Origin of the sequence: Minwuia sp. IMCC3009 (assembly GCF_029909415.1) — a bacterium.
Taxonomy (GTDB): domain Bacteria; phylum Pseudomonadota; class Alphaproteobacteria; order Minwuiales; family Minwuiaceae; genus Minwuia.
This window is the reverse complement of the sequence record NZ_CP123781.1, coordinates 2,686,434-2,713,165: the sequence shown is the minus strand read 5'-3', so window position 1 is coordinate 2,713,165 and position 26,732 is coordinate 2,686,434. Positions and strand designations below refer to the sequence as shown.

Annotated in this window: 23 protein-coding genes; 13 read left to right on the top strand and 10 right to left on the bottom strand. The window is 63.5% G+C overall.

Translation table 11 applies throughout. The features are described 5' to 3' along the window. Window positions 1–75: 75 nt before the first annotated feature. Entirely contained in the window at window positions 76–1,302 is a 1,227-nt protein-coding gene (locus tag QGV55_RS12710) for a site-specific integrase (protein ID WP_281023606.1), read from the bottom strand. Between the two features lie 542 nt (window positions 1,303–1,844). Here QGV55_RS12710 and QGV55_RS12705 point away from each other — a divergent pair. Beyond that, on the top strand, window positions 1,845–2,219 hold the full coding sequence (locus QGV55_RS12705; RefSeq protein ID WP_281019935.1) for a hypothetical protein: 375 nt from the start codon (window positions 1,845–1,847) through the stop codon (window positions 2,217–2,219). Between the two features lie 6 nt (window positions 2,220–2,225). Then, entirely contained in the window at window positions 2,226–6,317 is a 4,092-nt protein-coding gene (locus QGV55_RS12700; RefSeq protein WP_281016413.1) for a PAS-domain containing protein, read from the top strand. On the opposite strand, the gene QGV55_RS12695 is transcribed toward QGV55_RS12700, so the two are convergent. The 8 genes from QGV55_RS12695 to QGV55_RS12660 all read right to left on the bottom strand — a co-directional run bounded on the left by QGV55_RS12695 (window position 6,295) and on the right by QGV55_RS12660 (window position 13,746). Beyond that, a complete protein-coding gene (locus tag QGV55_RS12695; protein ID WP_281016414.1) occupies window positions 6,295–7,041 on the bottom strand; it encodes a hypothetical protein in 747 nt (248 codons plus the stop codon). The genes QGV55_RS12700 and QGV55_RS12695 overlap by 23 nt on opposite strands. Then, entirely contained in the window at window positions 7,041–9,158 is a 2,118-nt protein-coding gene (locus QGV55_RS12690) for an SLBB domain-containing protein (RefSeq protein WP_281016415.1), read from the bottom strand. The genes QGV55_RS12695 and QGV55_RS12690 overlap by 1 nt, the downstream gene beginning before the upstream one ends. Window positions 9,159–9,190: 32 nt before the next feature. Further along, window positions 9,191–9,595, bottom strand: a complete 405-nt coding sequence (locus tag QGV55_RS12685; protein WP_281016416.1) for a hypothetical protein — start codon at window positions 9,593–9,595, stop codon at window positions 9,191–9,193. Between the two features lies 1 nt (window position 9,596). After that, complete coding sequence (locus QGV55_RS12680; protein ID WP_281016417.1) at window positions 9,597–9,959, bottom strand: STAS domain-containing protein; 363 nt, start codon at window positions 9,957–9,959, stop codon at window positions 9,597–9,599. Between the two features lie 140 nt (window positions 9,960–10,099). Further along, a complete protein-coding gene (locus QGV55_RS12675; protein WP_281016418.1) occupies window positions 10,100–11,491 on the bottom strand; it encodes a glycoside hydrolase domain-containing protein in 1,392 nt (463 codons plus the stop codon). Next, window positions 11,492–11,929: a hypothetical protein gene (locus tag QGV55_RS12670; RefSeq protein WP_281016419.1), complete on the bottom strand. Its 438-nt coding sequence runs from the start codon at window positions 11,927–11,929 to the stop codon at window positions 11,492–11,494. It abuts the gene before it with no gap. Then, on the bottom strand, window positions 11,910–12,731 hold the full coding sequence (locus QGV55_RS12665) for a hypothetical protein (RefSeq protein WP_281016420.1): 822 nt from the start codon (window positions 12,729–12,731) through the stop codon (window positions 11,910–11,912). The genes QGV55_RS12670 and QGV55_RS12665 overlap by 20 nt, the downstream gene beginning before the upstream one ends. Before the next feature lie 10 nt (window positions 12,732–12,741). Then, on the bottom strand, window positions 12,742–13,746 hold the full coding sequence (locus tag QGV55_RS12660) for a glycosyltransferase family 4 protein (protein ID WP_281016421.1): 1,005 nt from the start codon (window positions 13,744–13,746) through the stop codon (window positions 12,742–12,744). Between the two features lie 275 nt (window positions 13,747–14,021). On the opposite strand from QGV55_RS12660, the gene QGV55_RS12655 reads away from it, so the two are divergent. The 11 genes from QGV55_RS12655 to QGV55_RS12605 all read left to right on the top strand — a co-directional run bounded on the left by QGV55_RS12655 (window position 14,022) and on the right by QGV55_RS12605 (window position 25,197). Next, window positions 14,022–15,185: a glycosyltransferase family 2 protein gene (locus QGV55_RS12655; protein WP_281016422.1), complete on the top strand. Its 1,164-nt coding sequence runs from the start codon at window positions 14,022–14,024 to the stop codon at window positions 15,183–15,185. An 11-nt stretch (window positions 15,186–15,196) separates the two neighbouring features. After that, window positions 15,197–15,343 carry a hypothetical protein gene (locus QGV55_RS12650; protein ID WP_281016423.1) on the top strand — a complete coding sequence of 49 codons (147 nt, stop codon included), beginning with the start codon at window positions 15,197–15,199 and terminating at the stop codon, window positions 15,341–15,343. After that, window positions 15,340–15,978: a sugar transferase gene (locus tag QGV55_RS12645; protein ID WP_281016424.1), complete on the top strand. Its 639-nt coding sequence runs from the start codon at window positions 15,340–15,342 to the stop codon at window positions 15,976–15,978. The genes QGV55_RS12650 and QGV55_RS12645 overlap by 4 nt, the downstream gene beginning before the upstream one ends. A 125-nt stretch (window positions 15,979–16,103) precedes the next feature. Further along, window positions 16,104–16,832 carry an acyltransferase gene (locus QGV55_RS12640; protein ID WP_281016425.1) on the top strand — a complete coding sequence of 243 codons (729 nt, stop codon included), beginning with the start codon at window positions 16,104–16,106 and terminating at the stop codon, window positions 16,830–16,832. After that, the gene (locus tag QGV55_RS12635; RefSeq protein WP_281019933.1) at window positions 16,832–17,974 is read left to right on the top strand and encodes a glycosyltransferase; all 1,143 of its coding nucleotides are present in this window, start codon (window positions 16,832–16,834) and stop codon (window positions 17,972–17,974) included. The genes QGV55_RS12640 and QGV55_RS12635 overlap by 1 nt, the downstream gene beginning before the upstream one ends. 144 nt (window positions 17,975–18,118) lie before the next feature. Next, entirely contained in the window at window positions 18,119–18,613 is a 495-nt protein-coding gene (locus QGV55_RS12630) for a hypothetical protein (protein ID WP_281016427.1), read from the top strand. Next, the gene (locus tag QGV55_RS12625; RefSeq protein ID WP_281016428.1) at window positions 18,610–20,094 is read left to right on the top strand and encodes a hypothetical protein; all 1,485 of its coding nucleotides are present in this window, start codon (window positions 18,610–18,612) and stop codon (window positions 20,092–20,094) included. The genes QGV55_RS12630 and QGV55_RS12625 overlap by 4 nt, the downstream gene beginning before the upstream one ends. Beyond that, window positions 20,091–21,161, top strand: coding sequence for a glycosyltransferase (locus tag QGV55_RS12620; protein WP_281016429.1), 1,071 nt, complete (start codon window positions 20,091–20,093; stop codon window positions 21,159–21,161). Before QGV55_RS12625 ends, QGV55_RS12620 begins: the two co-directional genes overlap by 4 nt. A 9-nt stretch (window positions 21,162–21,170) precedes the next feature. Further along, a complete protein-coding gene (locus tag QGV55_RS12615; protein ID WP_281016430.1) occupies window positions 21,171–22,649 on the top strand; it encodes an O-antigen ligase family protein in 1,479 nt (492 codons plus the stop codon). After that, window positions 22,646–23,719 (top strand): DUF4114 domain-containing protein, encoded by a 1,074-nt coding sequence (locus tag QGV55_RS12610; RefSeq protein ID WP_281019932.1) that lies wholly within the window; start codon window positions 22,646–22,648, stop codon window positions 23,717–23,719. The genes QGV55_RS12615 and QGV55_RS12610 overlap by 4 nt, the downstream gene beginning before the upstream one ends. Continuing rightward, window positions 23,719–25,197, top strand: coding sequence for a lipopolysaccharide biosynthesis protein (locus QGV55_RS12605; RefSeq protein ID WP_281019867.1), 1,479 nt, complete (start codon window positions 23,719–23,721; stop codon window positions 25,195–25,197). The genes QGV55_RS12610 and QGV55_RS12605 overlap by 1 nt, the downstream gene beginning before the upstream one ends. Here the strand turns inward: QGV55_RS12605 and QGV55_RS12600 are convergent. Next, on the bottom strand, window positions 25,138–26,628 hold the full coding sequence (locus QGV55_RS12600) for a sigma-54 dependent transcriptional regulator (protein ID WP_281016432.1): 1,491 nt from the start codon (window positions 26,626–26,628) through the stop codon (window positions 25,138–25,140). The genes QGV55_RS12605 and QGV55_RS12600 overlap by 60 nt on opposite strands. Between the last annotated feature and the right edge of the window lie 104 nt (window positions 26,629–26,732).

The window sequence follows — 26,732 nt, the reverse complement described above, 5'->3', positions numbered from 1 at the left end:
AATGGACAAATTTCGCAACAAGATTGTCTGTCGCAACCACTGAGACCTTGATCAACAAGTAGCAGCCAATGCCACCTACCTGCGTATCGTATCAACTTTCGCGCCTTCAAAGCGAGTGGGTGTGCCGCAAAACTTGCCCCAATCTTCCATAAGTCGTTTGCGCTTCTCAAACAGATCACCGCGCCGATAGGCGCTCTCGACCTTGTTGCGGATCGTGTGCGCCAAAGCCATCTCAACGACCTCTGACGGATAGGCCGTCGTCTCAGCAGCCCAATCGCGGAACGTCGAACGGAAGCCATGCGCCGTGATGTCTGTGCGCTCCATGCGCTTCAAGAGCGCCAAGAGCGCGTTGTTCGATAGCGGCCTGCCGTTGCTGCCGGTGAAGACGTGCTCTCCGGTCGATGCCGTCTCCAATGTGCGCAGTATCTCGACCGCGCGCTTGGTGAGCGGCACACGATGCTCGTTCTTCATCTTCATGCGCTCAGCGGGGATCGTCCATACGGCGTTATCGAGATCGATCTCATCCCAACGTGCGTTGATGACTTCTGACGTTCTTAGCGCCGTGAGGATCAGCACCTCCAACGCCATCGCGGCCACACCTTCACGCTTTCGCAGTTCGGTCATGAAGTCGCCGATATCCGTCCAGGGTAACGCGTCGTGGTGTTTGACCTTGCGCACCTTGTTCGGTGACGGAAGCTGCGTTTCGAGATTGCCTTTCCATCGGGCAGGGTTCTCGCCGTCGCGATAGCCTCGCACCTTGGCCCAATCGAGTATCTTCTCCATGCGCCCACGGATACGAGTCGCCGTTTCCGTCTTGGTGAGCCAGATCGGATCAAGCACGCCAAACACATCAGACATGGCGATATCGGAAACGTCCTTCGCGCCGATCAGCGGATAGACGTAATCACGCAGTGTGTTGGACCATTGCGAAGCGTGTTTCGGGTTCGACCAGCTTGCCTCGTGTGATCGGATATAGTCCTCAGCGGCTTTCTGAAACGACACGCCGCCGAATAGCTCTTCACGTCGGCGTTCGCGTTCACGGTCTCTGTATGCCTTTGGATCGATGCCCTCAGCATGCAAGCGGCGATACTCAAGCGCCTTCTCGCGTGCTTCCTTCAATGAGACGTTCAACGCACTGCCTAAGCCGATCCAGCGTTGTTTGCCGTTCAGCATGTATCGGAACAGCCATGTGCGCCCGCCGCTCTCGACGACTTGCAGGTACAGTCCGCCGCCGTCGTGATGTTTGCCAACGGGTTGTGTTTGCACCTGTCGTGCGCTTAGTCGATTTACGCTCTTTGCCATCACATTTACCTACGAAATAACTCACGTAGTGTGTGAGATCGGGAGCGATAATGCAAGGCACTGTGAGACACTAAAGCCAGTGTTTCTCTGGCTTGTGAGACAATCAGAGATTACATGGGATAGGCGGAGGGCGGACATCCTCTCCGCCATTACCTCTATATCTTGATGAGTTTACTGGTTCATTCGCGGCGCAATATGCGCCAGTACCACTCCTGATCCTGCGTTGTGCGTCTGATTGGCTCGGTAGCATGGCTTTGTGGCCAGGCGATGGATGCGACCGGCGTGCGGTCAGGCGGCAATGTGATCCGGTCGAGATTCCCGGGGACACCTCCCACACGATCAGCAACGGGTCCCGTTCCGCTCCCATAGTGTCTGATGCTCGGGATGACGACAACGGACAGGGGGGGGCGGAAGGCCAACTTGCCTGAGTGAGGAACACTCTCGAAGCTGACGGATGTCGTCGAGACGGGGCGTACCGCGTTCTGGCAGTCGAATTGCATTGGCTGTAGGATCGAGTTCAACCATCACGGGGAATCCCTTCAATGCGTCAGATCGCATCTCTTGCCGCTGCCATCGTCCTGTTCTGCAGCATCAACACGGCACACGCGGAACTGGACCAGAGCCGCATGATCGCGTTGCAGTCCACGCTGCTTTCGTTTCTGGGCGAGCGGGAGTCGGATGGGCGCTACGTCATCTTCAATACGGACTCCGGCGAACTTCTGAAACTGTCTCCCGCCAGCCTGCATCCCAAGATCGTCCCGTTTCGCAACGGCTATTTCCTGTGCGCTGATTTCGTGGCGGATGGCGGAACGACATATGAGGTCGATTTCCTCGTGATGCCTGTCAGGGATGGCTTCGCGATCACGCAGACCCTGTTCGATTCACGCGATTCAATTCGCAAGACAATGGGCAAATAGCGTCCTTTGAAGAAACTCCTGTCCTCCCTTGCCGTACGGGTGACTGTTGTCTTTGCGGTGATGTTTCTGGCATTCGCCGGGGGGTTCCTGATCTGGTACGACCAGTTCCGCCGCGACGCGATGGAATCTGAAGTGGCGGCCCAGGTCGCTTCCCTCGGTCACCATCTGTCAACGGCGCTTTCCGAAGCCAGACGACACGAGGCGAATGCCGACGTCGTTCACCTGCTGCGTCTCGCGCAGGGATACCGGTCCATCCGGTGCGTGACCGTGCTGGATACCGACGGGGGGGTGCTGGTCGGCTGGCCGAACCGCGGCTGTGTCGAACGCCAGAGCAGGAAGAACGTCGATTTCACGCTGAAGCCGGACGGCGTCCTGAGGATCGATTACGGCGGCAGCTGGATTACCGAGACATTGCGGGAGGAGCGGCTGTTCGTGCTTGCGGCACTTGGTGTGTCCCTGGCAGGTGCACTGCTCAGCGCGTTGCTGGCCAACTATGTCATCGTGCAGCGGCGTCTGCGATCGGTACTGGATGTAACAGGGGGGACCAATCCGGATCTGACACGGCTCAGAAGGATTGCCGCCAAGCCGGACGAGATCGGCCAGATTTCCAGCGCCTTTCTGGACCGGATCGAAGCCGAGAGAGTGGCAGCCGAACGGGAGCAGGCAGCGCGGCTCGAAGATCAGCGTTCCGAGCGTGACCGGCTCATGTCTTCGATCTTCGACGCTCTTTCCGAGGGGCTGCTGACCCACGATCTGAACCTCAGGATCGTTGGCTGCAACAAGGCGGTCTGCGAGCAGTTCGGCTACACCGAGGAAGAATTCCTGCGGCTGCACGTGCGCGACCTGATGCCGGCCGATCAGTACGCGATCTACGAGAAGGTGTTCCAGGCCTACCTGGCCGGAGCGGTCGATCTGCCGGGCAGGCAGACCACCCTGACTGCGGTGCACAAGTCCGGCCGACGTCTGATGGGCGATATTTCCTTCAGCGAGACCCGGCTGGATGGCGAGCGGCTGTTCACAGGCGTTCTCACCGACCGGACCAAGGAACGGGAGGCACAGGAGACAGCGCGAATGCTGCAGGAGCGGCTGCTCGCGGCAATCGAGACCGTGCCTGACGGCTTTGTTCTCTTTGATGCGGAGGATCGCCTGGTCATCTGCAACCAGAAGTACCGTGAGATCTACGGAAATGCGCCGGAAATGATGGAGCCGGGCACGCGGTTCGAGGACGGGCTTCGCGCCGGTGTCGAGCGTGGCGAATATCTGGCAGCGGTCGGACGGGAGGAAGAATGGATTGCCGACCGGATGCATGCACACCGGAACCCGCCGGAAGACCCGATCGAGAAGCAGCTGGCCTCAGGGCGATGGATACGCATCACCGAACGTCGAACACCGGAAGGCGGCATTGTCGGTTTCCGAACCGACATCACGGAGATCAAGCAGCGGGAACTGGAACTGCAGATCGCGCAAACGCGCCTGGTATCGGCAATCGAGGCCGTGCCCGACGCTTTCGTCCTGTATGACGCGGACGACCGGTTGGTGATCTGCAACCAGAAATATCGCGATTTCTACGCAAACAGCGCGGACGTCATGTTGTCCGGCAACACCTTTGAACACATCATCCGTACCGGCGCCGAACGCGGACAGTACGCCGGGTCCGAATGGCGTATCGAGGAATGGGTGGCCGCGCGCCTGGCGCTGCACAGGAACCCACCGGAGGAACCGCTGGAGCAGCAGCTGGGCGACGGTCGCTGGCTGCGGATCATCGAACGGCGCACCCCGGATGGCGGCACCGTGGGTTTCCGGATCGATATTTCCGAGCTGAAACGCCGGGAGTTCGAGCTTCAGGAAAGCGAGAAACGCCTTCGGGCGACCATCGATGTGGCGCTTGACTGCGTGATCGTGATGGATGCCGAAGGCAAGGTGGTGACCTTCAACCCGGCGGCCGAAACGCTGTTCGGTTACCGTGCGGCGGATGTGGTCGGCAGGGAGATGGCTGATCTGATCATTCCCCGCGACATGCGGGAAGCGCACCGGAACGGACTCGCCCGCTATCTCGTCACCGGTGAAGGACCCGTGATCGGCAACCGTATCGAGATCGATGCGATGGATGCCTCCGACCGCATCTTCCCGATCGAACTTGCGATCAACGTGGTCGACAGCGGCGACGGGCCGGAATTCGTCAGCTACATCAGGGACATCTCGGAGCGCAGAAGCGCCGAGCAACGCGTGCAGGACATGGCCCGCCTGCCGAACGAAAACCCGGCACCGGTGATGCGTTTCGACGGACGCGGTGAACTGCTCTATGCCAACGAGGCCAGCGGGCCGCTGGCCAACCACCTCAATGTCTCGGTGGGTTCACGCCCGACCACTGCCTGGCAACAGAAGATCTACGAGACACTTGCCTCCAGTGTGCCAGCCAACATGGAAATCGGTGTGGGCGACATCCAGTACAGCGTGCTGTTGAGTCCCATCCCCGAGAAGCAGGAAGTCAACCTGTACGGGTTCGACGTGTCGAGCCTGAAGCGGGCCGAGGCGGAACTGATGCTGCAGCGCGACCGTGCCGAGGAGGCGAACCGCGCGAAGAGCCGTTTCCTGGCCATGATGAGCCACGAGATCCGGACACCGCTGAACGCGGTTCTGGGTGTTCTGGGCCTGCTCTCCGATACCGAACTGTCAAGCGAACAGAGCCGTTATGTCGTTACAGGGCGCACGTCTGCAGAGGCCCTGCTCACGGTCATCAATGACATCCTCGACTTCTCGAAGATGGAAGCCGGCAAGCTGGAACTGGAAATTTCGCCCTTCGATCCTGCGGACCTTGCGCGGGTGGTGGTGGAGGTGCTGTCGCCACGCGCCGTGGACAGGGGTATCGACCTCCGCCTCGAGGCGCCGTCGGATCTTCCGACGCCCCTGCTGGGAGACCCGGGACGGCTGCGACAGGTGCTTCTGAACTTCGGCTCCAACGCGATCCGGTTCACGGAGCAGGGCAGTGTCACCTTCCGGATCGGGACCGTCGGCGGTACGGAAAGCCGCCCCAGGCTCCGGTTCTCCGTGCGAGATACCGGCTCCGGCGTGCCGGAAGACCTTCGCGACCATATGTTCTCCGAGTTCTCCAGTTCGACCGGGGCAGGGGATGCCATGGGTGGTACCGGTCTCGGCCTCGCCATATGCCAGCGGATCGTGGAGACCATCGGCGGAGAGATCGGTTTCTCGACCGAGACCGGCACGGGAAGCGACTTCTGGTTCGAGGTCGAACTCGAGAAGACGGCGACGCCGGTTCGACCCGTTGAAGCGAGCCCGCAGGATGTGGCCGCCGACATGGATCGCCGACGCAACGTGCGCCTGCTGGTCGCCGAAGACAATCCGGCCAATCAGCTGGTCATACGCGTCATGCTGGAGAAGGCAGGGTTCCGGCTCGATATCGCCGGCAACGGTGAGGAAGCCGTGCGTGCCGTCCAGCGCCGGTCCTACGAGGCTGTGCTGATGGATGTCGGCATGCCGGTAATGGACGGCCTGAGCGCAACGGCGGCCATTCGGGCGCTGCCGGGTGAACGTGCTGATGTTCCGATCATTGCCATGACGGCGCACGTCTTGGACAGCGAGAAGTCGAACATTCTCGCGTCGGGCATGGACGATTTCATCGCCAAGCCGATTGATCGTCAGCACCTCATCCGGACGATCGACCGTTGGGTCTTCAGGGATCAGGGCACTGAAGCGGTCGCGGCACCTGCTGCCACGGGCATTGGCGATCCTGTGCTGGACATCGATGTGATCGAGCGCCTTGCCGAAGAGACATCGGAGGCGGTCGTGCCCGAAATTGCCCGTGTCTTCTCCGAGCATCTGGAAGGCGCAATCCCCGAGTTCGAGACTGCACTGGACGAGAAGGACGTCGTGGCGCTGGACTCCGTTGCCCACCGGATCGGCAGCAGCTGTGGTTCACTGGGGGCGATGCGCCTGTTCCGGACCTGTCGGGCCATCGAAGCCGCCGTCGCCAACGGTGATGATGACAGTGCTCTTGCCATGGCGAGAGGCATCCGGCAACTCGCCGAGGCATCAGTCAGCGAGTTGCGGGAATATGTCAGAACGCGGTTCGGGACCTGATACCCAGCAATCTCGGCATCCAGGGCCAGCGGGCCGCGACCTGCTTCGCCCGCCGCAACAGGCCTTCCAGCGGCCGTTCCATGTCGCGTTCGTTCAGGACGATCCCGCCAACCCGTGCGCCCATCTTGGCAAGGCGCGTGATCACCGTCTCCAGCTGTCCTGCGTTCGTCATTCCCGAAAGTGCGGTCACGAAGGTCAGATGAAACCGGGCTGCAACCGCGCACCCGTCCAGCGCCCCGGTGCTCCGGCGGGCGGCAACCGGGGCACTGTCGGCAACGACCAGGTCGTAGTTCATGGACAGTCGGTCAAGCTCATCCGCGAGTTGCCCGCCGATCTCCGACCGGTTCGCATGGGCGGCGATCGCGGTATTGACGCAGGCGACATCCAGTTGCCGGCCTGGCACCGACCATGGGCGGGATATGAGAGTACCGACAATCTTGATCTCGTCAGCGGTATCCAGAGCCAGAACATGCTGGGTGAAGGGCACCAGGGGGTCGAGATCAAGGAACAGCACCCTTTGCCCTTCCAGTGCGGCCCGCTGCGCCAGCGCCCAGGCAAGGGTTGAGGAGCCTGTGCCACGGCCGGGGCCGGTCACCAGTACCCGCACCGGATGGCCATCTTTTGCTGCCTGGGCGATCTGTGCGCCCAGGTGGTCGAGCTCGGTATGATCCAGCGGGAAACTGGTCGGAGCGGGGAGGGTGATTGCCTGTCTGAAGATGCCCATCAGATTGCCCCCAGGATCGCGAAGATCGACACCACCTGGAACACGTCACGGACGCCGTTCATGAATATCTGCCAGTCACTCTGGCTGACGGAGGGCACATAGACCGTGTCCCCGGCGCGCACGACCGGCAGGTTCGAGAAATCGCCACCGCGTGCAAACTTAACCAGATCGAATGCGGTCGCCCGCGGCTCGCCATCCACGACCTGCACGACGACGATCTTCTCCTGCCAGGCGTCGGCAGAGGGCCCACCGGCCTCGGCGAGCAGGTCGAGGATCGTCATGCTGTCGTTGAACGTGTAGCGGCCCGGCGTGCGTACTGATCCCAGAACACGCACCATCCTGCCCGGGTCGGTTTCGGTGTAGTCCCGGTCCCTGTTCGGGACATAGATCACGTCGCCAGGAACAACCTGCGGCAGCAGCGACGGGTCACCGGTTTCGAAATAGAGTGCCAGGTCGACCTTCGAGACCTCGGAACCCTCCCGATTGCGGTGGCTGATCCGGATGTTGCGGATATCGGCAGTCGGCGTCGGTCCGTTGGCGGCAGAGATGATGTCCAGGAAATGCAGATTCGGATTGAAGGCATAGCGACCCGGCGCACCGACAGATCCCATCACGTAGATGGCACGTTCGCTGTCGAGACGGGTCCACTGGCTGCGGTTGTCACTGGGATCGCGGGGCAGTTCCGGCAAGGTCACGGTGTCGCCTGCCCGAAGGCGCGGCAGGTCACTCAGCGAACCGCCATTGTTGATGAAGCCCTGCAGGTCGAAGACCGTCGCCTGGGCCTGATCGCCGTTCTTCTGAAGGATACGGATCTGCGTCGCGTCGCCGTACTGGGTCGGACCGCCGGCGTGGGCGACCAGATCGAGCAGGCTCATCTCGTCTGACCATTCGTAGCGGCCGGGCTTGTTCACCTGGCCGATGATGCGGATGGCGCGGTCATTGCCGATCTTCAGCCAGGATTTCTCGAGCTGATCGGTCTTCTCCGGTACGAAGATCGCGTCGCCGGGACCGATTGACGGCACGGTGATGCCGGGACGTCCTTCGGTATAGCTCGCCAGATCGAAAGCGATGACCTCGCCGCTCGCCCGGATGACCCGCAACTGGCGGGTCTCGGCATAGCGGTTCGGACCGCCAGAGTTGGCCAGGACGTCAAAGAAGTTGGCGCCTTCGGTCATCTCATAGGACCCGGGCTTGGCGACCTCGCCCATGACATACACCGTGCGCACCCCGGCCTTCACCTCGTCCACATTGATCGGCACGTAGATGGTCGCGGCTTCCGTCAGGGTGGGCAGCAGGCTGGCGTCACCGGTGTCGAAGTATTTCTTCAGGTCGAAGACGATGGGCGACCCGTCATTGATGACACGGATCTTCTCGACACCGGCGTAACGGGTGAGGCCACCGGCACGCATGATCACGTCGACGACGGTCTGGTTGGACTTGAAGGAGAAGGTGCCCGGGTTCTGAACTTCGCCGAAGACCTTCACCGCGCCGGTTTCCTCACCGGCATCACCGGCGGCCGTCAGGGTGCGTGCATCGAACTCGACCTCGACATTGCCGATCAGCGGGGAGGAGGGGACGAACAGGGTATCACCCGACTGCAGCACGGGAATCGCGCTGGCATCGCCGGTGTCCAGGTAGCGTTTGTAGTCGAAGGTGCTGGTCGAACCGTTGCGGCGCAACTGAAACAGGTTCATCTGCGCGCCCTGGCGAAGACCTCCGGCCGCGGAGATTGCCATCTGCACGTTGCCGTTGGCGGGCAGGTCGACGTCCTTTGGTGTCTTCACGAAGCCCATGACCGACACCATCAGGCGGCGTTCCTTGATCAGGACCTTCAGCTGGGAGAGGTCGCGATAGGCGCTGGACAGCGCCAGATTGACACGACGGCGCGCGGTATCGGTGTCAATGCCGGCGAGCGGCAGCGCACCGACTTCCGGCAGCGTGACCATGCCGCGACTGTCGAGCTGGTAGGGCTGATCGAAGTCCGGCTCGCCCGGCAGGACGATCTGGATGATGTCACCTGCCGCCAGTACGGGTTCTTCAGCCAGCACCGGGCGGGCGAACAGAAGGGCCAGGATGGCCAGCATCGTGTAAATGGCTGTCGTGTGAAAACGCGTCATCTCGGGTGCTCCTCACCTTCGGGATCTGTCAGTCAGAGGGCGACGCCATTGCGCGGCTTGGCCGCCCGCGCGATGGCGTCTTCGATCCTCTGCATGCGTTCGTTCAGGGCGATCAGGTTGGCAGCGCCGTCGGCGTCCAGACCGCCGGCGATCTCGCGTCCGGCGCGAATGGCGAGACGTTCCGCCAGCACCAGCTCGGCAGGTGCCCAGCGCATCGCGCCGTCGTTGGTCAACTGCTCAAGCTTGCGCAGGCAGTTGGCGTGCCGGACCTGCAGGGCGATCTCGCCCTCGCTGGCTGCATCGATGATCGCGGCGGGGTAGGTGCGGGTGGAGATTTCCGCCGCGCCGCCGCCGTGCTCGGGCGGCCAGGTGACGGAACAGGCACCAAGGCCCACCGCCACACCGGCCAGCAGGAAGAACTTGCCCGGAGCCCTCATCTCAGGCTGCCTGGGCCGCGGCGTATGCCGCAACGGCCGGCCTGGCGCTGGTCTCGGTGGCCGTCTGCACATTCAGCGGACGCATCAGATTCAGACGCTCCAGCATGCGCTGCGGCTGGCCATGGACGCCCCGGATGACGAACTCCCCGCCGCGCATCTTCATGCGCTTGGCGATGTCAACCAGCAGCCCGAGGCCCGACGGGTCCATGAAGGAGACATCGGACAGGTCGATGGTGATGTGCTCGACAGAGATGTCCGTGATGGTTTCGACATGGCTTTCACATGCCAGGACCCCGATGGCGTCCAGCGGACCCTCGGGACGGAAGAACAGGGCACCTGGGGCGTCGAAGCGGAATTCAGTCATTGTCGGTCTCCTTGCGTGTTGGTTGAACCGACATTCGCAATGGCCGAGCCATGTTCGGATTTAAAGAAAATGTATATATTTCAATATGATATGGAGGGTGTGATATTGGCTATCACGCCGACCGCTGCGGAATGCAGTACCTATTGCTGCACTCTGGCCCACGCGTTCTGCAGTGCATGACGCAGCAGTTTCAGGCGGAGTGACGGCAATGCCATGTGGTCCTTCAGGCCGAATTCACCGGGGCGGCCGGGGAAGGCCAGCAGACCATCTCCGTTGCCCCCGAAGTTCCATGTGTCCTGGAAGATGTCGATGCCCAGCGGCACAAGCCGGTAGGTCTCGGTTGCCTCATAGTAGAGCAATCCGTCGACCCGGCCGGATATGGCACGCATGAAACGGAACAGCTGTGCCGCAGGGCGGTCGATCAGCAGATCCGCCAGACCGGTCGCCGGTCCTGCCAGTGGGACGGCATCGGGTACTTCGGCCCTGTTCGGACCGCAGGAACCCATGCAGGACAGATAGGTCCACAGACCGGTGTCGCGGTAATCGTGAAGACCGGGATGCCTGCGTGACTTCAGTCGATTGAAGACGGGCGCAAAGATGTCGACCAGTCCGTCGAGCCGCGCATCGCGGTCGGTGGTGACCATGACACGCACGCCCGGAGCGTGCTTGCGATAGAGGCGCAGATGGCGCGACAAGGCCTCGATATCCGTCGGTTCATCGGCTGCATAGACCCACGCCCGGCCTTCCAGTTCCTCGGCCAGAACCGTTCGCTGCAACGCTTTCAGATAGGCCACGGCATCGGGATAGCGGCTGGCGCGCGGGAACCCGACATGCCCGTTGATCGCGTGCGTCATGACGGTGTCGCGGAAGGAGCTGCCCGGCGGCCCGGCATCGAGATCGAGCATGCCGTTCCGTATCGGTGGAAACAGGACATAGCCCTGGATCGGCTGTATCCGATGCGCCTTCAGCAGGGCCGCGTAACCGGCAAGCAGTTCGGCCTCGGGGGGGCATCCGCCGTCCGGGCAGTGTCCTCTCGGCAGATTGGCCGGATTGATCCCGACGTGGAATGGCAGAGGCGCGCCGGGCCGGTCCTTGCGGATGACCTGACGTACCTGAACCTCCTGCGTGCCTTGCCGAAAGACGATCACCCGGTCCCGGTCGGATTTCCATTCGGCCAGCACCAGCCCGGAGGCGGCGCAGGTGGCGGCGGATCTCGGGACCAGTATCTCATGGAACGCGCCGGTCGCGGTGGCTTCATCGCTGGGGGTCACGGTGCGTATCGGCAGCATCTGCCAGAAGGTGACAGCGGCACCGACTGCCGTGATGGGCGTGCAGGGGCTGCCGATGGTGCTGAGGATGACAAACTGCATGTCGCCCCGGTGGGCCTTCCGGATTGTCGATTTCCGCCAGTCCTGGCTGAACGCGGGGCGCTCGACAGGATGCAGGACGGCCAGGGACTTCGCGCGCGCGGCGCTGGTGATCGACATCAGGGCCGCCAGCAGAGTGCCACCGAACAGGAGCCAGCGGGACATTCAGGAACGATCGTTTCCGATGCGGGCCGCGAGATCGCATGAGCCCGTCTCGGCAAAGGCATGGACCCGGGGTTCCGACGCCCGAAGCCCGGCAAGTGCCAGCAGCCGCCCGACGGTATATGCGGTGGCGGGGAACTCCTGACTGATGGTCCCGTCCAGCACATATCCCTGGACACCGGGCAGGAGGTCCACCGCCTCACCATTGCGGTGGAGCGACAGCAGCCAGATCTCGCCCAGACAGGCGCGGGCGACATACCGCTGCGCCTCATAGGGGCCACGGTTGCTGAGGGAGACTGTTTCGGCCAGCTCCGCAATCGAAGACGGCAGCGCGAGCGACGGGGCGGTGTCTGCCGGCACAGCAGAGGCTTTCAGGTAACCGCCTGCCACACCGAGCATGACGGATGCCAGAACCAGCAGGCTATGCAACGGGATGCGCATGTCGCCCTCCACGAAGACTGAAGAACGTGAGTGCGCCAACGGTGAATGCGGTCAGCAGCAGAACGATCTCCGCCCCGTCGCCATCGTGCAGCCAGTGATAGGCCTCCGGTGACCGGGCCATGATGCTCAGGCGCGCAACGTTGATCAGGACAACGGATGCACCGACCATTGTGGGGTACCAGAGTGGCGGCCTTGTGCCGTCTGCCATCAACCCGCGCGTCATCGCGAACCAGAAGAGCAGCGCGAGAGACAGATTGTTCCACGAACTGCATCCCGTCATCACGAACAGCCTGTGTCCGGACTCATGGACGACGACATTGCCTTCGATTCCGGCGATCAGGGTTGTCTGACTGGCGAGCCACCCCGCCAGGACGGCATCGAACTGCAGCAGCGGCTCGGCGAACAGGGTCGTCAGCATCCATGTCACCGGCGTTCGGGCACACAATGCAAGCGCGATGAGGAGACCCGCATGCGGAACGGCGGTGTTGCCGCGGTCCTGCACCAGCCGGGCAAGGAAGTAGATCGTTCCCGCAAGCCACGCGACCTGGGCAGAGGGCACGAGGCACAGGATGCTCACGAGCAGTGCCTGCCAGGCCGGGACCTGTCCTTTCGCTGCTGCCTGTCGCAGGCGAAAGGCAGCGAGACCCAGGGCGATCCAGACAACCGCGCTGACGCCGAACAGGTCCCCCGCCGCCAATGCCCATCCCTCATCGGCGACAATCGTCCGGGCTGAACCGACCATGGCGTTGAACGCCACGATGGAAAGCACAAGCAGATCGGAGACCCGGGTGGAAATTCTCATGGTGAGATCCTCACCGGTCCATGGCGGCGCGGTAGACCGCCAGCACATCGCCAAGACGTGCCTGCGCCGAATATCCTTCCATGATCCGCGCGCGCGCGTTCATCCGCATCTTGCGGCGGGTGTCTTCGCTGGCGTTCATGTGTGTCGCCAGGCGCCCGGACAGTTCATGCACATCGCCGGGCTCGGCGAGATAGCCGGTGACGCCGTCCTCGACAAGGCCGGGCAATCCACCAACACCGAATGCCGCGACCGGCACGCCGTGGGACATGGCCTCCAGCGCGGCCATGGGCAGGCCCTCCTGTCGTGAAGGCATGACCAGCAGGCCGAGGTCGGTCCAGCGATCAGCCATGCCGGGCACGCTGCCCACGACTTCCACGTTTCCCGGCGCCGATGCCCTGGTCTCGGCGTACATCGGGCCATCGCCGAACATGATGAACGGCATGTCAGCGTGGCGTTGGGCCAGCTCGAGGAAATGGTCGGGGCCTTTCTCCTGGCTCAGTCGGCCGACGAAGCCGATCTTCCGACCCGGGTTCCCGGGGCAGGGGGGCATTGCGACGAAGTTGTCTATGACGGTCGCGGTCCGGGGCAGGGACGCCGAGATCTCTGCCGAGACCGCGATGTTGGACGACCAGCGGGAGGTGAAGCGATCAAGCGCGGTGTAGGCGGCCAGTTTGCCGGTTCCGCGATCGCCATTGTGAAAGGTGGAAACGACAGGCAACCGGTGCCGTGGCCCGGTCAGCCGTCCCAGGATGCCGGCCTTGTATCCATGCGTATGAAGCAGGGTGGCGTGGTTGACCTTCAGCCATTGCGGCAGGCTGGCCCGCTCCCGTGTCAGTACGCGCACGGGCAGGCCGATGTTCCTGGCCTGGTCGTCCATCGGGTGTGGTCCGTGGTCGGCCAGGCGCAGGATGGTCGTGCGGACACCTGCGTTCAGCAAGGCCTGTCCGAGTACCAGGACATGCGTTTCGATGCCCCCGATTGCGCGGCTGTCCAGTGCCAGTACGACATGTTCCATGATGTGCGCCCCTTTGCGCATGAATGAACCTGTCGGTGGGATCGCAATCGGGGTGCCAGCCCTGGAGCCCGGAAAAGCTGCCTGACGGGGGATCAGGTACTGCATTTCGCAGCGGTCGACCACTGCAGCCGTTCAAATGGCAGTGGCAGCCGGACCCGTTCCGGCCTGGCCGGCCGCCGCACAATCCCGCGGAAAACCTCGACTCAACCGGTCTCCACGCCAACTGGCCAGCGGATTGCGGTCAGTGCGGCAGAAACCGACTGAGGAGCCGGACCATGTTTGACACACCACTTGAGATCGCCGTTGCCGCCAGCTCGGCACTGATCGTCTACCACCACGCCATCTATCCCAGGCTGGCCACATGGCTGGGCGACAACGGACCCGATACCCGGCCGATGCCCATCCGTAGCGCGCTGCCCCGGGTCACGGTTGTCATGCCCGCCTTCAACGAGGAACAGCACATCGCCGCGAAGATCAGCAACCTCGTCGGGCAGGACTGGCCGGCGGATCGGCTGCAGGTTCTCATCGGATGCGATGGCTGCACCGACGATACCGTCGAGATCGCCCGGCATGCGGCCTCCTGCCATCCGGATGTCTCGATCGGGGTCATCGATTTCAGCATCAACCGCGGCAAGGTCGCGGTTCTGAATGATCTCATCCGGCAGGCACGCGGGCAGATCATCGTCATTTCCGATGTCTCGGCACTCCTGCCGACAGACGCCATCAGCAGGCTGGCCGCCCATTTCGCGGACCCGTCAGTCGGCGCGGTCGGGGCCGGGTACAGCCCGGCCTGTGACACCACGGGCGGTGAGAAAGCCTATTGGGCCTATCAGAGCCGTATCAAGCAGGGCGAAGCACGGATCGGTGGTCTGATTGGCGCGCACGGCGCCTGCTACGCAATCCGGGCCGGGCTCTACCAGCCGCTGGGCCGGAGCGTGATCAACGACGACTTCCTGATCCCGATGCGGATTGCCCTGGGGGGATGGCGGACACTCTATGACGCTGACATCAGGGTCCGTGAGCTGCAGGCGTCGCCCGACAGCATGGACTTCAACCGCCGGGTCCGGATCGGGCGCGGCAATGCCCAGCAGCTTGCTGCCGTCCTGCCGCGCCTGTCCCTGCGCCGGGCAGGGCTGAGCTTCGCGTTCCTTTCCGGCAAGGGTGCACGTGTGGTCATGCCCTTCCTGATGCTGATTGCCCTCGCCGGATCGGCGATTGCTGCCGCTGCCGGGTCGGTGCCCATGACCATGCTGCTGGCCCTGCAGGCTCCAGCCTACCTGGCGGCGGCGCTGGCAACGCTGTTCCCGGCCCTGCGCCGGATCCGCAAGATCGAGGCGCTGCGTTATCTCGTGACGGGTCATGTGGCCTCGGCCATCGGCGCATTCCAGTTCCTCACCGGTCGGAAGCGGGGCGCCTGGCGCCGCGTCGCCGAGGCCTGAGAGGTTCCGTCATGACCATGCATTTCGTGATCAAGCCGGGGCGCAAAGACCTGCCCTTCAAGTCCCTGATGGCGGCTCTGTCCGGCCATCTCGCCACCGCGGACGGACTGGTCCGCATCGAACCTGTCACGGCGCAGAAACAGAGGAGCCTGCCATGATCGAAACCCATATGGACCGGGCGACACGGATCGGAAAGCGGAGTATCGATATTGCCGCCGCCGTCGTCGGCCTGACCCTGACCGCACCCCTGCTGCCGCTCATTGCGCTGGCAATCAAGGTCGAGAGCCCTGGCCCCATTCTGTTCCGGCAGGTTCGCGTTGGCCGGATGCTGGAAGACCGCACGGAGCTGTTCCAGATGATCAAGTTCCGCTCCATGCGTCAGGATGCGGAATCGGCCAGCGGTGCAGTCTGGGCCAGCAAGCGCGATCCCCGCATCACCCGCGTCGGCAACTTCATGCGCAAGACGCGGCTGGACGAAATTCCGCAGTTCATCAATGTCCTGCGCGGTGAGATGTCCCTGATCGGCCCCCGGCCGGAGCGGCCGGAGTTCTACAGCAGGCTGGAGGCTGCGATCCCGCACTACAGCAGCCGTACGTTCGGACTCAAACCCGGTATCACCGGGCTGGCGCAGGTCAGCCAGGGATATGATGAAACCATCGAGGACGTGCGCAGCAAGGTCATGTTCGACCATGCCTACGCCGTCCAGACCTTCCGTTTCAGCGACTGGTTGAGGAGCGATCTGCGGATCGTTGGCCAGACGCTGTCCGTCATGGCCCTGGGGCGCGGCCGATAGCTCCTCACACACCCCGACAGTCATGTCGGGGGCCGTGTCCCACAGCCGGCGGCGGGTCCTCTTGGCCGGAGACCCGCCGCCACCTCTGACCACAACCACGCATCTTTCCGCTGAGGAGCAGGATCATGACAATCACCCGAACCGCAAACTGGATACGCCGCCGCGAGGACCCGCTGGCGGACCGCCTCTACCGCCTTGTCAAACGCGCGCAGGTGCTCGACATGCCCGTGATGCCGGGCATCCACGCGACGCTCTATCACGCGCACCGCAGCCTGACGGGCATGCTGGGTGAGGTGACCCGGCGTCTCTACTGGACACCCATGTTCCGTTCCCGGCTCGACGGTACGTCGCGTCGGCTGCACATCGCCGGTGGCGGAATGCCCTTCCTGTCCGGCCCCGTGCGGATCACGATGGGTGACGATTGCCGCCTGTCCTCCGCCATGACCATTTCCGGTCGGGGGCGGAGCGCCGACCAGCCGCAGTTCATCGTTGGAGACAATGTCGGTATCGGCTGGCAGACCACGGTCGCCGTCGGGTCGAAGGTGGTCTTCGAGGACAATGTGCGGATCGGCGGGCGTGCCTTCTTCTCCGGTTATCCCGGCCATCCGGTGAACGCAACCGACCGGGCGGCGGGTCTGCCCGACACCGATGATCAGGTCGGCGACATCATCCTCCGCCGTGACGTCTGGCTGGGAACCGGCTGCACGGTGAATGCGGGGGTCGAGATCGGTGCCGGCACCATTGTCGCGGCAGGCAGCGTGGTCACGAAAAACCTTCCCGCGGGCGTTCTGGCAGGTGGCGTCCCGGCCCGCGTCATTCGCGAACTGGAACCCGCAGACAGGAGCCTGTCGTGATGGCTGCGCCGATGATCGTATTCGGGGAAGACTGGGGCGCGCATCCATCGAGCACGCAGCATCTGATGGCTCGCCTGGCAGCCGATCGCGAGGTGCTCTGGGTGAACTCGATTGGCCTGCGCCGCCCGAGACTGAACGCCGGAGACGCCCGCAGGCTGGTGCGCAAGGTTGCCTCCATGTTTCGCAAGGGTGAGGCAACGACGGCCCTGACCCCGCCCGAAGGAATCAGTGTCGCTTCGGCGAAGGCTGTTTCCTGGCCGGGTTCCCGGCTGGCGCGTCGGATCAATCGCCGGACAATCCCCGCCTCCCTGAAGCCCTTCACGGACCGGTTCGCTCCGGATCGACCGATTTTCTGGACGTCGCTGCCCAGTGCAGTGGATGTCATCGGACAGTTCAACGAGGCCGTCGTGATCTACTACGCCGGCGATGATTTCGAGGGACTTGCCGGTGTCGATCACAAGCCTGTCGGCGAGATGGAGCGCGAACTTGCAGACCGTGCGGACCTCATCATCGCGGCCAGTTCCACGCTGGCAGCCAAGTTTCCGCAGGCGAAGACAGTCATCCTGCCGCACGGCTGTGATCTGGAACGATTTGGCACGCCGGTGCCGCGTGCGCCGGATCTCCCGTCCGATCGCCCGGTGGCGGGCTTCTACGGCAGCCTTGCGGACTGGCTGGACTATGATCTGCTCCGGGATGCCGCCGTCGGATGCCCGGAATGGGATTTCGTCTTCATTGGCAATGTCTCGACGGACCTGCGGAAACTCTCACGGCTGACCGCCCTGCCGAATGTACGGCTGCTGGGTCCGCGTCCGCATGAGGCGCTTCCGTCCTATGTCCAGCACTGGCAGGCCTCCCTGCTGCCGTTCGTCGACAATGCACAGATCCGTGCCTGCAACCCGCTGAAACTGCGTGAGTACCTGGCCGCAGGCACGCCGGTCATCTCGACGGCGTTCCCGGCCCTGTCGCCCTATCGCGATCATGTCCGGACGGTCGCGACAGCATCGGAACTGACCGTCGCGCTGAGGGCTGCATTGTCGGACCTGCCCCCGACCCGTGCGGCACGGCAGGCGTCTGTCGCCGACGAGAGCTGGGACGCGCGTGCACAGGACCTGAAACGTCTGATCGACCGCGCCGCCGCTTGATCCTGCACCGCTGCAAATCGGGTCACCCGTTGCGCGATGCAGTGGGGGCGTCGCTGTTCTGATTCGTCAGTTTCTTTGATTTCAGTGGGTTAGCTGTCGGAACACGGCTTGCGATGTCAGGCACGTGTGATGAGGAGACCTGACATGATCAAAGCAGCATCGAGATTGCTGGCCGTCGCCATCCTTGGGATGACAACGACTGCCTGCGTCGGGATCAGCAAAGGCAATCCGCTGTCCCTTGTTCCGGCTTCCGAGCTGGCCCTGATCAAGAATTCCGCCCCGAAGAACGGCAAGAAGATCTCCGTCGAGGACATGCTGGCGAATGCGCGTGCATCGGACGGCAAGGGGGAGAAGACCGCGCCGACCGTCAGCAATCTGGACCTGGCCTGGGCTGGCGATTCCACCGAACCTGAGCCCGGCCATCTGATCAGCCTCGGCAACTTCGTTGCCGCCGCGCCAAAGACGAATGTCACTATTTCCTGCGCTTCCTCACCGGATGCCGAGGGGCTGAGGGCGCATCGCCGTGCGCTGGCCGTCAGGCAGGTGCTGAATGTGCTGGGCGTCCCCACCCAGGTGATACGCGATGCCGCTGTTCCGACCGGAACCCTCAGGCTGGTGCGCGGAGGCCGCGCGGCATGAAGGACGAATGGCGTGTTCTAATCCGTCTGTGGACCCAGACGGCATGGCGGCTGCGGTACCTGATCTGCGCCTTGCTGATCCTGCTGCCGATCATTGGCGGGGTCGCGAGCCAGCTCCGGTCACGGACCTACGAGACCCACATGTCGATCCTGATCCAGGAAGCGGCCAAGCATAATCCGTTTCTGGAGGACCTTGCCGTCGAGACCCGGGTGAAAGACCGGCTGTCGGCGCTCAACGCGCTGCTGCACAGCCGTCACATCCTGCTGGGCGTCGCAGTTGATCTGGAATGGGTGGATGACAGCAGCGACGACGCCACGCGAGAGCGTATCGTGCAGCAGCTGTCAGAGGCTGTCGGCCTTCGTCTGGTCGGCGATGAGCTGATCGAGCTCACCTATCGCCAGTCGTCGTCCGTGGATATCGACAAGGTGCTGATGGCCATTGCCCGGCGCTTCATGGAGAAGGTGCTGGCGCCTGAGCGGTCATCCATTGCCGGGTCGGTGGCCTTCCTGGAAAAGCAGCTCGCCGAGAGCGAGGCCGCACTTCTGGACGCCGAGGCCGCGCTCAGCGCACTCAGGTCCGAGAACGCCGACAACCTGCCGGATCTGCATGCCGGAAATGTCCGGCGTCTCGCGGACCTGAAGAGCGATCTTTCCCTGCGCGAGGTCGCGCTGGAGGGGGCGCGAGCCTCACTGGTCGACATGCAGCGCCGTCTGGCTGGGGCAAACCCTGTCGTCCTCAATATCGAACATCAGATCGTGCAGGTCCGCACGGAACTCGCGGCCATGAAATCGCGGTATACCGACAGCCATTCCGCTGTTGTGGCCGCTGAACGGCGCCTGTCCCGACTGGTCGCGGAGCGCGATGCCCAGGTCGATGCCGCCCGTCAGCTCGACCTTTCGCGGATTGAGGAAATCTGGGGCGCTGCCCTGCGTGGCACCGAACCGGAGAGCGGGTTGCAGCAGTTGCTGGTCAGCCAGGTCGAGGGGCTGCGCGCCGCACGCTCCAGTCTCGTGCAGATGGAACGACAGGTCGAAGTTCTTCGCGACGAAGTGCGGGTCATGGAACAGCAGACAGCGGGCTTCAGCGACGTACGGCGGGATCTGGAGCGGCTGGAGCGGGATGTAAGCGTGCGCCAGGACGTGCATGAGCGGTTGCTGAAGCGTGCCGGGATGGCGCGGGTCACCGGTGCACTGGGCCAGTTCGAAGCCCCGGAGCGCGTCAAGATCATCGATCTGCCGACTGTCCCTCAGCGACCGAAGGGTCTGCCGGCGCTGGCCTTCATCATTGCAGGACTGGTCGCGGCCATTGGCGCCAGCGTCGGCGCGGTCGCCCTGGCAGAGATTCTCGACAACTCGATCCGCACGGCCGCCCAGGCCGAGGCGTTGGGCCACCCGGTTGTCGCGGTGATGCCCAGGATTCCTTCTCTCACGAACGACATTCAGAACCTGTCGCAACTGCGACGGAAGGAGATTGCCGCATGAAGACCAACGTACAGATCGTGCAGCACATGCGGCCGGGCGGTATCGAGTGCCTGGCTCTGGATCTGCTCTCCACCCCCCCGTCAGGTGACCGGGGCCTGCTCATCAGCCTTGAAGGCACGATGGAGGAGGCGGTCGCCAACTGGCCGCGCTTGCAGCAGTACTCCGGTCGGCTGGTCTTTCTCGACAAGAAGCCCGGCACAAGCCTGCGCCTGATCTGGCGGCTGGCACGGCTGCTCTCGCGGGAGGGGGCGGATGTGGTCCATACCCATCACGTGGGTCCGATGATCTATGGCGGGATCGCGGCACGGCTGGCCGGTGTCCGTCGTCTGGTCCATACCGAACATGATGCGTGGCATCTGCAGGATCCGAAGCGTGCCCGGCTGGTTCGCCGGATCTGGAAACTGGTCAATCCCAGGCTGGTCGCTGATGCCGAACTGGTTGCGGATCAGGTGGCGCGGCTGGCGCGGATTCCGGTGGATGCGGTCATCCGCAATGGTGTCGATCTGCTGCGCTTCCGACCCGGTGGCCGGACGGCAGCCCGGGCCGCACTGGCGCTGCCGGCAAGGGTGCAGATCGTTGGACTGGCTGGTCGGCTGAACAAGGTGAAGAACCAGAGTGCCGCAATCCGCGCCCTGGACCAGATGGCGGACACTGCGGTGCATCTGGCGATTGCGGGTGACGGAGAGGAACGCGCCGCACTGCAGCAACTCGCGGATACCCTGGGTCTGTCCGACCGGGTCCACTTCCTCGGACACCTGGACGGCGTGGAACAGTTCTACCGTGCCATCGACTGTCTCTGTCTGCCTTCGCATTCCGAAGGGTTTCCCCTGACCCTGATCGAGGCTCAGGCCTGCGGACTGCCGGTCGTGGCGACCCGTGTCGGCGGTGTCCCGGAAGCTGTCTGCCCGGAAACGGGCCGGTTGGTGGAAGCTGGCGACATCGGGGCGCTGTCCGAAGCCCTGACCGCCGCGCTGCAGAATACCGACCCCTCCGTCGCCCGTCGCTTTGCCGAGAGCCGCGGGAGTCTGGACCGGATGCTGTCGGCCTATGGCCAGGTAATGGCCTGAGGTACCGGCATGACACTCGATCCCAAACTGCAGATCGCAACAGCGTTCAGCCTGGGCCTTCTGGCGCTTGCGGCGACCGTGGCGATGCCTCACCCGGTGGTCGCGCCTGCACTGGCCGTGCTGCCGGTCCTGATGATCGTCGCCATACGTCAGGCCTGCGTGCTTGGGATCCTGTTCGTCGCCTTTTCCTTCTTCCGCCTGCACGAGGTCGTGCCGCAACTGATGCCGCTGAAGCTGCCCCTGCTGCTGGCATTGGGCGTTCTGGGCACGCTGGTCTGGAACCTGGTGTTCCGCAGGACGACCACATACTGGGACGGCCTGTTCACACCTTTTCTCATCTTCTTCGGGCTGGTCACCATCGGGGTGTTCGCGGGCACGAACACCGGCAATGCCTTCGGTTACTGGAAGGATACATACGTCAAGATCGCGATCATGGTCTTTGCGCTGGCCTGGCTGCTGCGCAAGCCTGCGGACTTCTCGAAACTGCTGCTGGTGATGCTGGCATCTGCTGCACTGGTTGCGCTGGTGGCATTGCAGAACAAGGCTGCGGGGATCGGCCTGGTAGAGGGCACCCGGGTCACCATCGGGCGTGATATCGGCTCCATGCTGGGTGATCCGAATGACCTGTCGCTTGTCCTGCTGTTCGGCGCCGGGTGGGCACTGGCGGCGGCCGATACCGCCGGGCTGGGCCGCATGCTCCGGATCGGCGGCGTGGTGATCTTCGTGCTCATTGCCTGCGCCATTGTCGCCACCCAGAGCCGTGGCGGTCTGCTGGGCATTGCCGCTGTCATTGGTGTCTTTGCCTCCCGCCGGGTGAAATCGAAACTGCTGCTGGGTACAGCCGGGGTCCTGGCCATGGCGGTGCTGTTCGCGGTGGCCGGTATTGACGACCGGCAGTCCGGCGGCGCGCATGAGGAGGGCATCGACGAATCCGCGATGGGCCGGATCTATGCCTGGCAGGCGGCCATCGGCATGGCGCTTGCCAAGCCGCTGTTCGGTGTCGGCCTCGACAATTTCTACTTCAACTACTACCTCTTCAGCCCGCATTGGGACGGCAAGAACCACGCCGTGCATTCGACCTGGTTCGGCGTCATCGCAGAGACCGGCCTTCTCGGATTTGCTGCCTTCGCCACGATGGTCGTGACACTTGGTCTGTCCGCGTTCCGGGTCCGGGATACCCTGCTCGCGCGGTCCGACATACCCCCGGTCATGCGCGCAGCCGGCAGCGCCCTGGTCGGTGGCTTCACGGGGTTCTGTGTCAGCGGCACCTTCCTCACCCAGGGTTTCGTCTGGCCGATCTACGTCATGCTCGCGCTGGCCATCGCCTTGCGTCACTACCTGCGCAGCCATGGCGAACCGCAGTGGCTGACCGGCGCGGAATGCAGCGATCCGGCCGGACCGATTTCCAACTTTCTGAAAAACAAAGCAGTTTCCAGAGGCATGGCTCTTGCGCCACGACCCTGGACAACCAGTGGAGACAGGAAATGAAACGTCTGACGATTGCGGCTTCGGCGGTTGCCGGGCTCTTTGCGGCGACATCGGCGCAGGCCCAGCAGGTGCCGGAAGACATGACGAACATCGGTGTCGGCCAGGACATCCTGGAAACGGTCTCGCGGCAGTTGCCGGAGAGCCAGGCCGTGGGGGCCGAGTTTCTGAATGAAGCCTACTATCCCAGCCTTCGTCTGGATGACGCCTCCCATCTGGCCGTGACCTTTGTCAGCGAAGGCGCCGGGTATCGGAACTCGGTTGGCTATTTCACCTATCAGGACAACGCCTTCGACGGACTGACGTTCGGCGATATCGACATCAACGGGTCCGGAAATATCGGCTTTGCCGAGATGCAGTCCTCCGGTGCCGTCGATGACATGGGTGTCCTGTTCAGCAATTTCTCGGGGGCAGGGTCCGGGGGACTCCTTCAGGCAGGTGACACGACGGTCATCGGTGGCGGTAGCATCAACCTGACCGACGACAGCTGGACCATGACCGGCGACAAGATCTTCGAAGCGGGCACCAACGTCGGTTTCTTTCTGATCGCGAACGGCTGGAATGGCAGCGGCGTCAATGGCGTCGATAATCTCCAGGACCATCCGTCCTTTGCGAACGGCAAGAAGGGTAACGGCAAAGGCGTCGATAATCTCCAGGACCATCCGTCCTTTGCGAAGGGCAAGAAGGGTAACGGCAAAGGCGTCAGCGGCAAAGGCGTCAATAGTCTCGAGGACAATCCGACCTACTGGTCGATGGATTTCCTGAACCCGGAGAATGACGCGGACGCCACGGTCGATGATGTCAGCCGCAACACCCGGCACCTGGCAATGCTGAATGTTGTCGATGCCAACCAGGTGGTGGTCGGCTTCGAGGACCTTAACCGCCTTTCCGGCGACAATGACTTCAACGACGCCGTGTTCATCGTCCGCTCTGACCCGGCCGACGCCCTGCAGAATTCGAACATTCCCAAGGTCAGCGCCGCACCGGTCCCCGCCCTGGGCGCAGGTGTGGGGGGGTTGGCGATGGCCATCATCGTGGGCTTCGGCGCGGTCCGGCGCGGAAAGTCGGCGTGATGCTTCGCACCCTGTCCGCCAGACTGCCCCCGGGCCTGCAGCAGACCCTGCTGTATGCCTTCTCGATTCTGGTGGCGAAGGGGGTGTCTTTCGTCATGGTGCCGGTGTTCACCCAGTTCCTTTCGCCGGAAGACTATGGACGACTGGATATCCTGCAGACGCTTGCGGACCTGCTGTCCGTGGTCGTGGGACTTGGCCTGGCGGACAGCGTCTACCGGTTTGCCGGATCCGCCCGGGGCGAGGCCGAACGGCGGAAGGCCACGGCCTCGATCTTCGGGATCGCCATGGCATCCGGTCTCATCTTTCTGGCCGCCGGCCAGATCGCGGCACCATGGATCACCATCGCGTTGCCGGGCGGCATTGCCACCTCCGAGACGCGCCTGCTGCTGATCAGTCTGGCTGCCTCCGGCCTGATACTGGTGCCGCTGGCCTGGCTGCGCATGAACAACCGGGCCGGCATCTATGCGATTGCCAGTGCCGGACGCTCCGTCATCCAGGCAGGTCTGGCGACACTGATGCTGGTGCTGGGTTTCGGCGTCTGGGGTGTTCTGCTCGCCGGCATGATCGCCTGCATGGTGCTGGCAACGTCTCTTGCCCTCTATCAGTTGAGGCAGACTGGCATGACCATCGCTGCTGCCCGCACCCGGGAACATGTCGCCTTTGGCGGTCCCCTGGTGCTGGCCGGCGCTGCCGCCTTTGTGCTTGGCAGTTGCGACCGATGGATCCTGGCCGCCTTTGTGGGTGTCGAGGCAGTCGCGATCTACGCCGTCGCGGTGAAGTTCGCGCTGATCGTGGCGATGGCGGCACAGCCTTTCGAACTCTGGTGGCTGGCCCGAAGGTTCCCCATGCTGAACGGCCCCGACGGTGAGAAGCGTGTCGCGGTCGCGGCCGGCACGGGTGTCGTCTGGACCGTGCTCTGCGGTGTCGGTGTGGCCGCAACGGCCCCGACCGCCATTCGTCTGATGACGCCCGAGGCCTATCACGCGGCGGCTTCGCTGGCGCCATGGCTGTGCGGGATTGCCGTGCTGCATGCAGTGACGGGTATCCTGAACATCGGCATCTACTCAGGGCGCACCGGCTGGGACGCGTTCCGGGTCGAGGCCACCATCGCCGTCATCGCTCTCGCCCTCTACTTCCTGCTGATCCCGGAGCTCGGCGTGACCGGGGCGATCCTGGCCACCGCTGTCGCGCAGGTCGCACGGCTCTCGCTGGTGGTCTGGCTCGCGCAGAGGCGGCGGCGGTTGCCCTATCGCCTCGGGCGCCTGGGTCTGTTGTTGGCAATGGGCGGCGTCGCGGTCGCCGTCATCGGACAGCAGACGGATCCGCTTTCCGAAGTGCTCATGGGCACTCTGGCCCTGGGTATCATTGCAGGCTCCGGCCTGCTGCTCGGACTGGCCCCTGATGCGCTTGTCCGGAAACTACTTGCCCTGTTTCCGTTTCTCCCAGGCCATCTGCTTGCGGTAGATGGTCGAGGTTGAGATGTCCAGGGCCCGCGCCGCCTGTGTGATGTTGCCATCGAACTTCTCGATCGCGGCGTCGATGGCCATCATCTCCAGTTCCACGAGCGGACGGACGAGAATGTCCCGGGCATTTGCCGTCGTCGCTGCGTCCTGACCCGGAACGGCTGCCGGTGCAGCAGGCATCGGCTGCGGTGCGTAGGCGGCACCCGGGGCTGGCTGTGGGGCAAGGGGTTGCGGAACCGGTGCCTGCGGCAGGCGCGGCAGCATTTCAGGCGTCACGAGTTCTCCGTCATGCAGCACGACGATGTTGCGAACCACATTCTCCAACTGCCGCACATTGCCCGGCCAGGGATAGCTCTGGATCATGGCCATCGTGTCGTCGGTGAAATCCCTGAACGACTTCTTCTCCACCGCGCCATAGTCCCTCAGGAACCGCCGGGCCAGCATTGCCATGTCCGTTGCGCGTTCCCGCAGCGGCGGCATCTCGATGGGGACCACATGCAGCCGGTAGTACAGGTCTTCGCGGAACTTGCCACGCTGCACGAAGTCGAGCGGATCCTTGTTCGTGGCGCAGACGAACCGGATGTCCGTGGGACGGTCCCTGGAATCACCCACCCGCCGATAGGTGCCGGTCTGGATGAAGCGCAGCAGCTTGGCCTGCAGATCGAGGTCCATCTCGCAGATCTCGTCGAGGAACAGCGTGCCTCCGTTGGCCTCCTCCGCCGCGCCCACATGATCCGAGATCGCACCGGTGAATGCGCCCTTCCGGTGGCCGAAGATCGACGATTCCATCAGTTCACGGGGAATGGCCGCGCAGTTGATGGCAACGAAAGGTCCGTTGCGACGCTCGCCGGTATTGTGGATGGCGCTGGCACAGAGCTCCTTGCCCGTGCCGGATTCGCCGGTGATGAACACAGGCGCATCGGACCGGGCGGAGGCTTCGATCAGCGCGAAGACATTCTTCATCGCCGCCGACTCACCCAGGAATCCGGAAGGCCCCCGTTTCGGTTTCGCAGCACCGGCATCTGCCGTTGCGGCGGCATCCACAGGGTCCGAAGCAGGTGCAGCTGCCGCCCTCTGGCGACGGGCGAGTGTGGCCTCGCAGGCTTCCCGCAATTTCTTGGGGCTGCAGGGTTTCACGATGAAATCCATCGCGCCGAGGTGCATGGCATCGACCGCGGTCTTCACGGAACCCTGCCCGGTCAGCACGATTGTCGGGACCAGCCTGTCCTGATCCGTCATCTCGCGCAGCAGGTCGAGGCCATTGCCGTCCGGCAGGCGCACATCCAGGATCATGAGGCCGAACGAACTCTCGCCGATCAGCTGCCTGGCCTGCTTCAGGGTATCCGCCTTGGCAATGTTCCGGAAACGGGGCAGCAGCCCCTGTTCGTAGAGCATGGCACTGGCCGGATCATCCTCGACCATCAGGATGGGGGTGTTGTCAGTCATGTTCTGCTTCTAGGTCCACGGTCGACTCCGGTCAAATCAGATGCTGCCGGCCTGTTCCCCCGGGGACTCCGCACCTCTGCGTCAGCGCTGGGAAGCAGTTCCGT

What these genes read in the sequence shown, in the direction of transcription:
- QGV55_RS12625 (WP_281016428.1), top strand. Translation starts at nt 18,610, where the DNA reads ATGAAGGACGAATGGCGTGTTCTAATCCGTCTGTGGACCCAGACGGCA.
- QGV55_RS12600 (WP_281016432.1), bottom strand. Translation starts at nt 26,628, where the DNA reads ATGACTGACAACACCCCCATCCTGATGGTCGAGGATGATCCGGCCAGT.
- QGV55_RS12705 (WP_281019935.1), top strand. Translation starts at nt 1,845, where the DNA reads ATGCGTCAGATCGCATCTCTTGCCGCTGCCATCGTCCTGTTCTGCAGC.
- QGV55_RS12640 (WP_281016425.1), top strand. Translation starts at nt 16,104, where the DNA reads ATGACAATCACCCGAACCGCAAACTGGATACGCCGCCGCGAGGACCCG.
- QGV55_RS12620 (WP_281016429.1), top strand. Translation starts at nt 20,091, where the DNA reads ATGAAGACCAACGTACAGATCGTGCAGCACATGCGGCCGGGCGGTATC.
- QGV55_RS12695 (WP_281016414.1), bottom strand. Translation starts at nt 7,041, where the DNA reads ATGGGCATCTTCAGACAGGCAATCACCCTCCCCGCTCCGACCAGTTTC.
- QGV55_RS12635 (WP_281019933.1), top strand. Translation starts at nt 16,832, where the DNA reads ATGGCTGCGCCGATGATCGTATTCGGGGAAGACTGGGGCGCGCATCCA.
- QGV55_RS12605 (WP_281019867.1), top strand. Translation starts at nt 23,719, where the DNA reads ATGCTTCGCACCCTGTCCGCCAGACTGCCCCCGGGCCTGCAGCAGACC.
- QGV55_RS12680 (WP_281016417.1), bottom strand. Translation starts at nt 9,959, where the DNA reads ATGACTGAATTCCGCTTCGACGCCCCAGGTGCCCTGTTCTTCCGTCCC.
- QGV55_RS12710 (WP_281023606.1), bottom strand. Translation starts at nt 1,302, where the DNA reads ATGGCAAAGAGCGTAAATCGACTAAGCGCACGACAGGTGCAAACACAA.
- QGV55_RS12675 (WP_281016418.1), bottom strand. Translation starts at nt 11,491, where the DNA reads ATGTCCCGCTGGCTCCTGTTCGGTGGCACTCTGCTGGCGGCCCTGATG.
- QGV55_RS12615 (WP_281016430.1), top strand. Translation starts at nt 21,171, where the DNA reads ATGACACTCGATCCCAAACTGCAGATCGCAACAGCGTTCAGCCTGGGC.
- QGV55_RS12610 (WP_281019932.1), top strand. Translation starts at nt 22,646, where the DNA reads ATGAAACGTCTGACGATTGCGGCTTCGGCGGTTGCCGGGCTCTTTGCG.
- QGV55_RS12655 (WP_281016422.1), top strand. Translation starts at nt 14,022, where the DNA reads ATGTTTGACACACCACTTGAGATCGCCGTTGCCGCCAGCTCGGCACTG.
- QGV55_RS12665 (WP_281016420.1), bottom strand. Translation starts at nt 12,731, where the DNA reads ATGAGAATTTCCACCCGGGTCTCCGATCTGCTTGTGCTTTCCATCGTG.
- QGV55_RS12630 (WP_281016427.1), top strand. Translation starts at nt 18,119, where the DNA reads ATGATCAAAGCAGCATCGAGATTGCTGGCCGTCGCCATCCTTGGGATG.
- QGV55_RS12645 (WP_281016424.1), top strand. Translation starts at nt 15,340, where the DNA reads ATGATCGAAACCCATATGGACCGGGCGACACGGATCGGAAAGCGGAGT.
- QGV55_RS12690 (WP_281016415.1), bottom strand. Translation starts at nt 9,158, where the DNA reads ATGACGCGTTTTCACACGACAGCCATTTACACGATGCTGGCCATCCTG.
- QGV55_RS12660 (WP_281016421.1), bottom strand. Translation starts at nt 13,746, where the DNA reads ATGGAACATGTCGTACTGGCACTGGACAGCCGCGCAATCGGGGGCATC.
- QGV55_RS12650 (WP_281016423.1), top strand. Translation starts at nt 15,197, where the DNA reads ATGACCATGCATTTCGTGATCAAGCCGGGGCGCAAAGACCTGCCCTTC.
- QGV55_RS12685 (WP_281016416.1), bottom strand. Translation starts at nt 9,595, where the DNA reads ATGAGGGCTCCGGGCAAGTTCTTCCTGCTGGCCGGTGTGGCGGTGGGC.
- QGV55_RS12670 (WP_281016419.1), bottom strand. Translation starts at nt 11,929, where the DNA reads ATGCGCATCCCGTTGCATAGCCTGCTGGTTCTGGCATCCGTCATGCTC.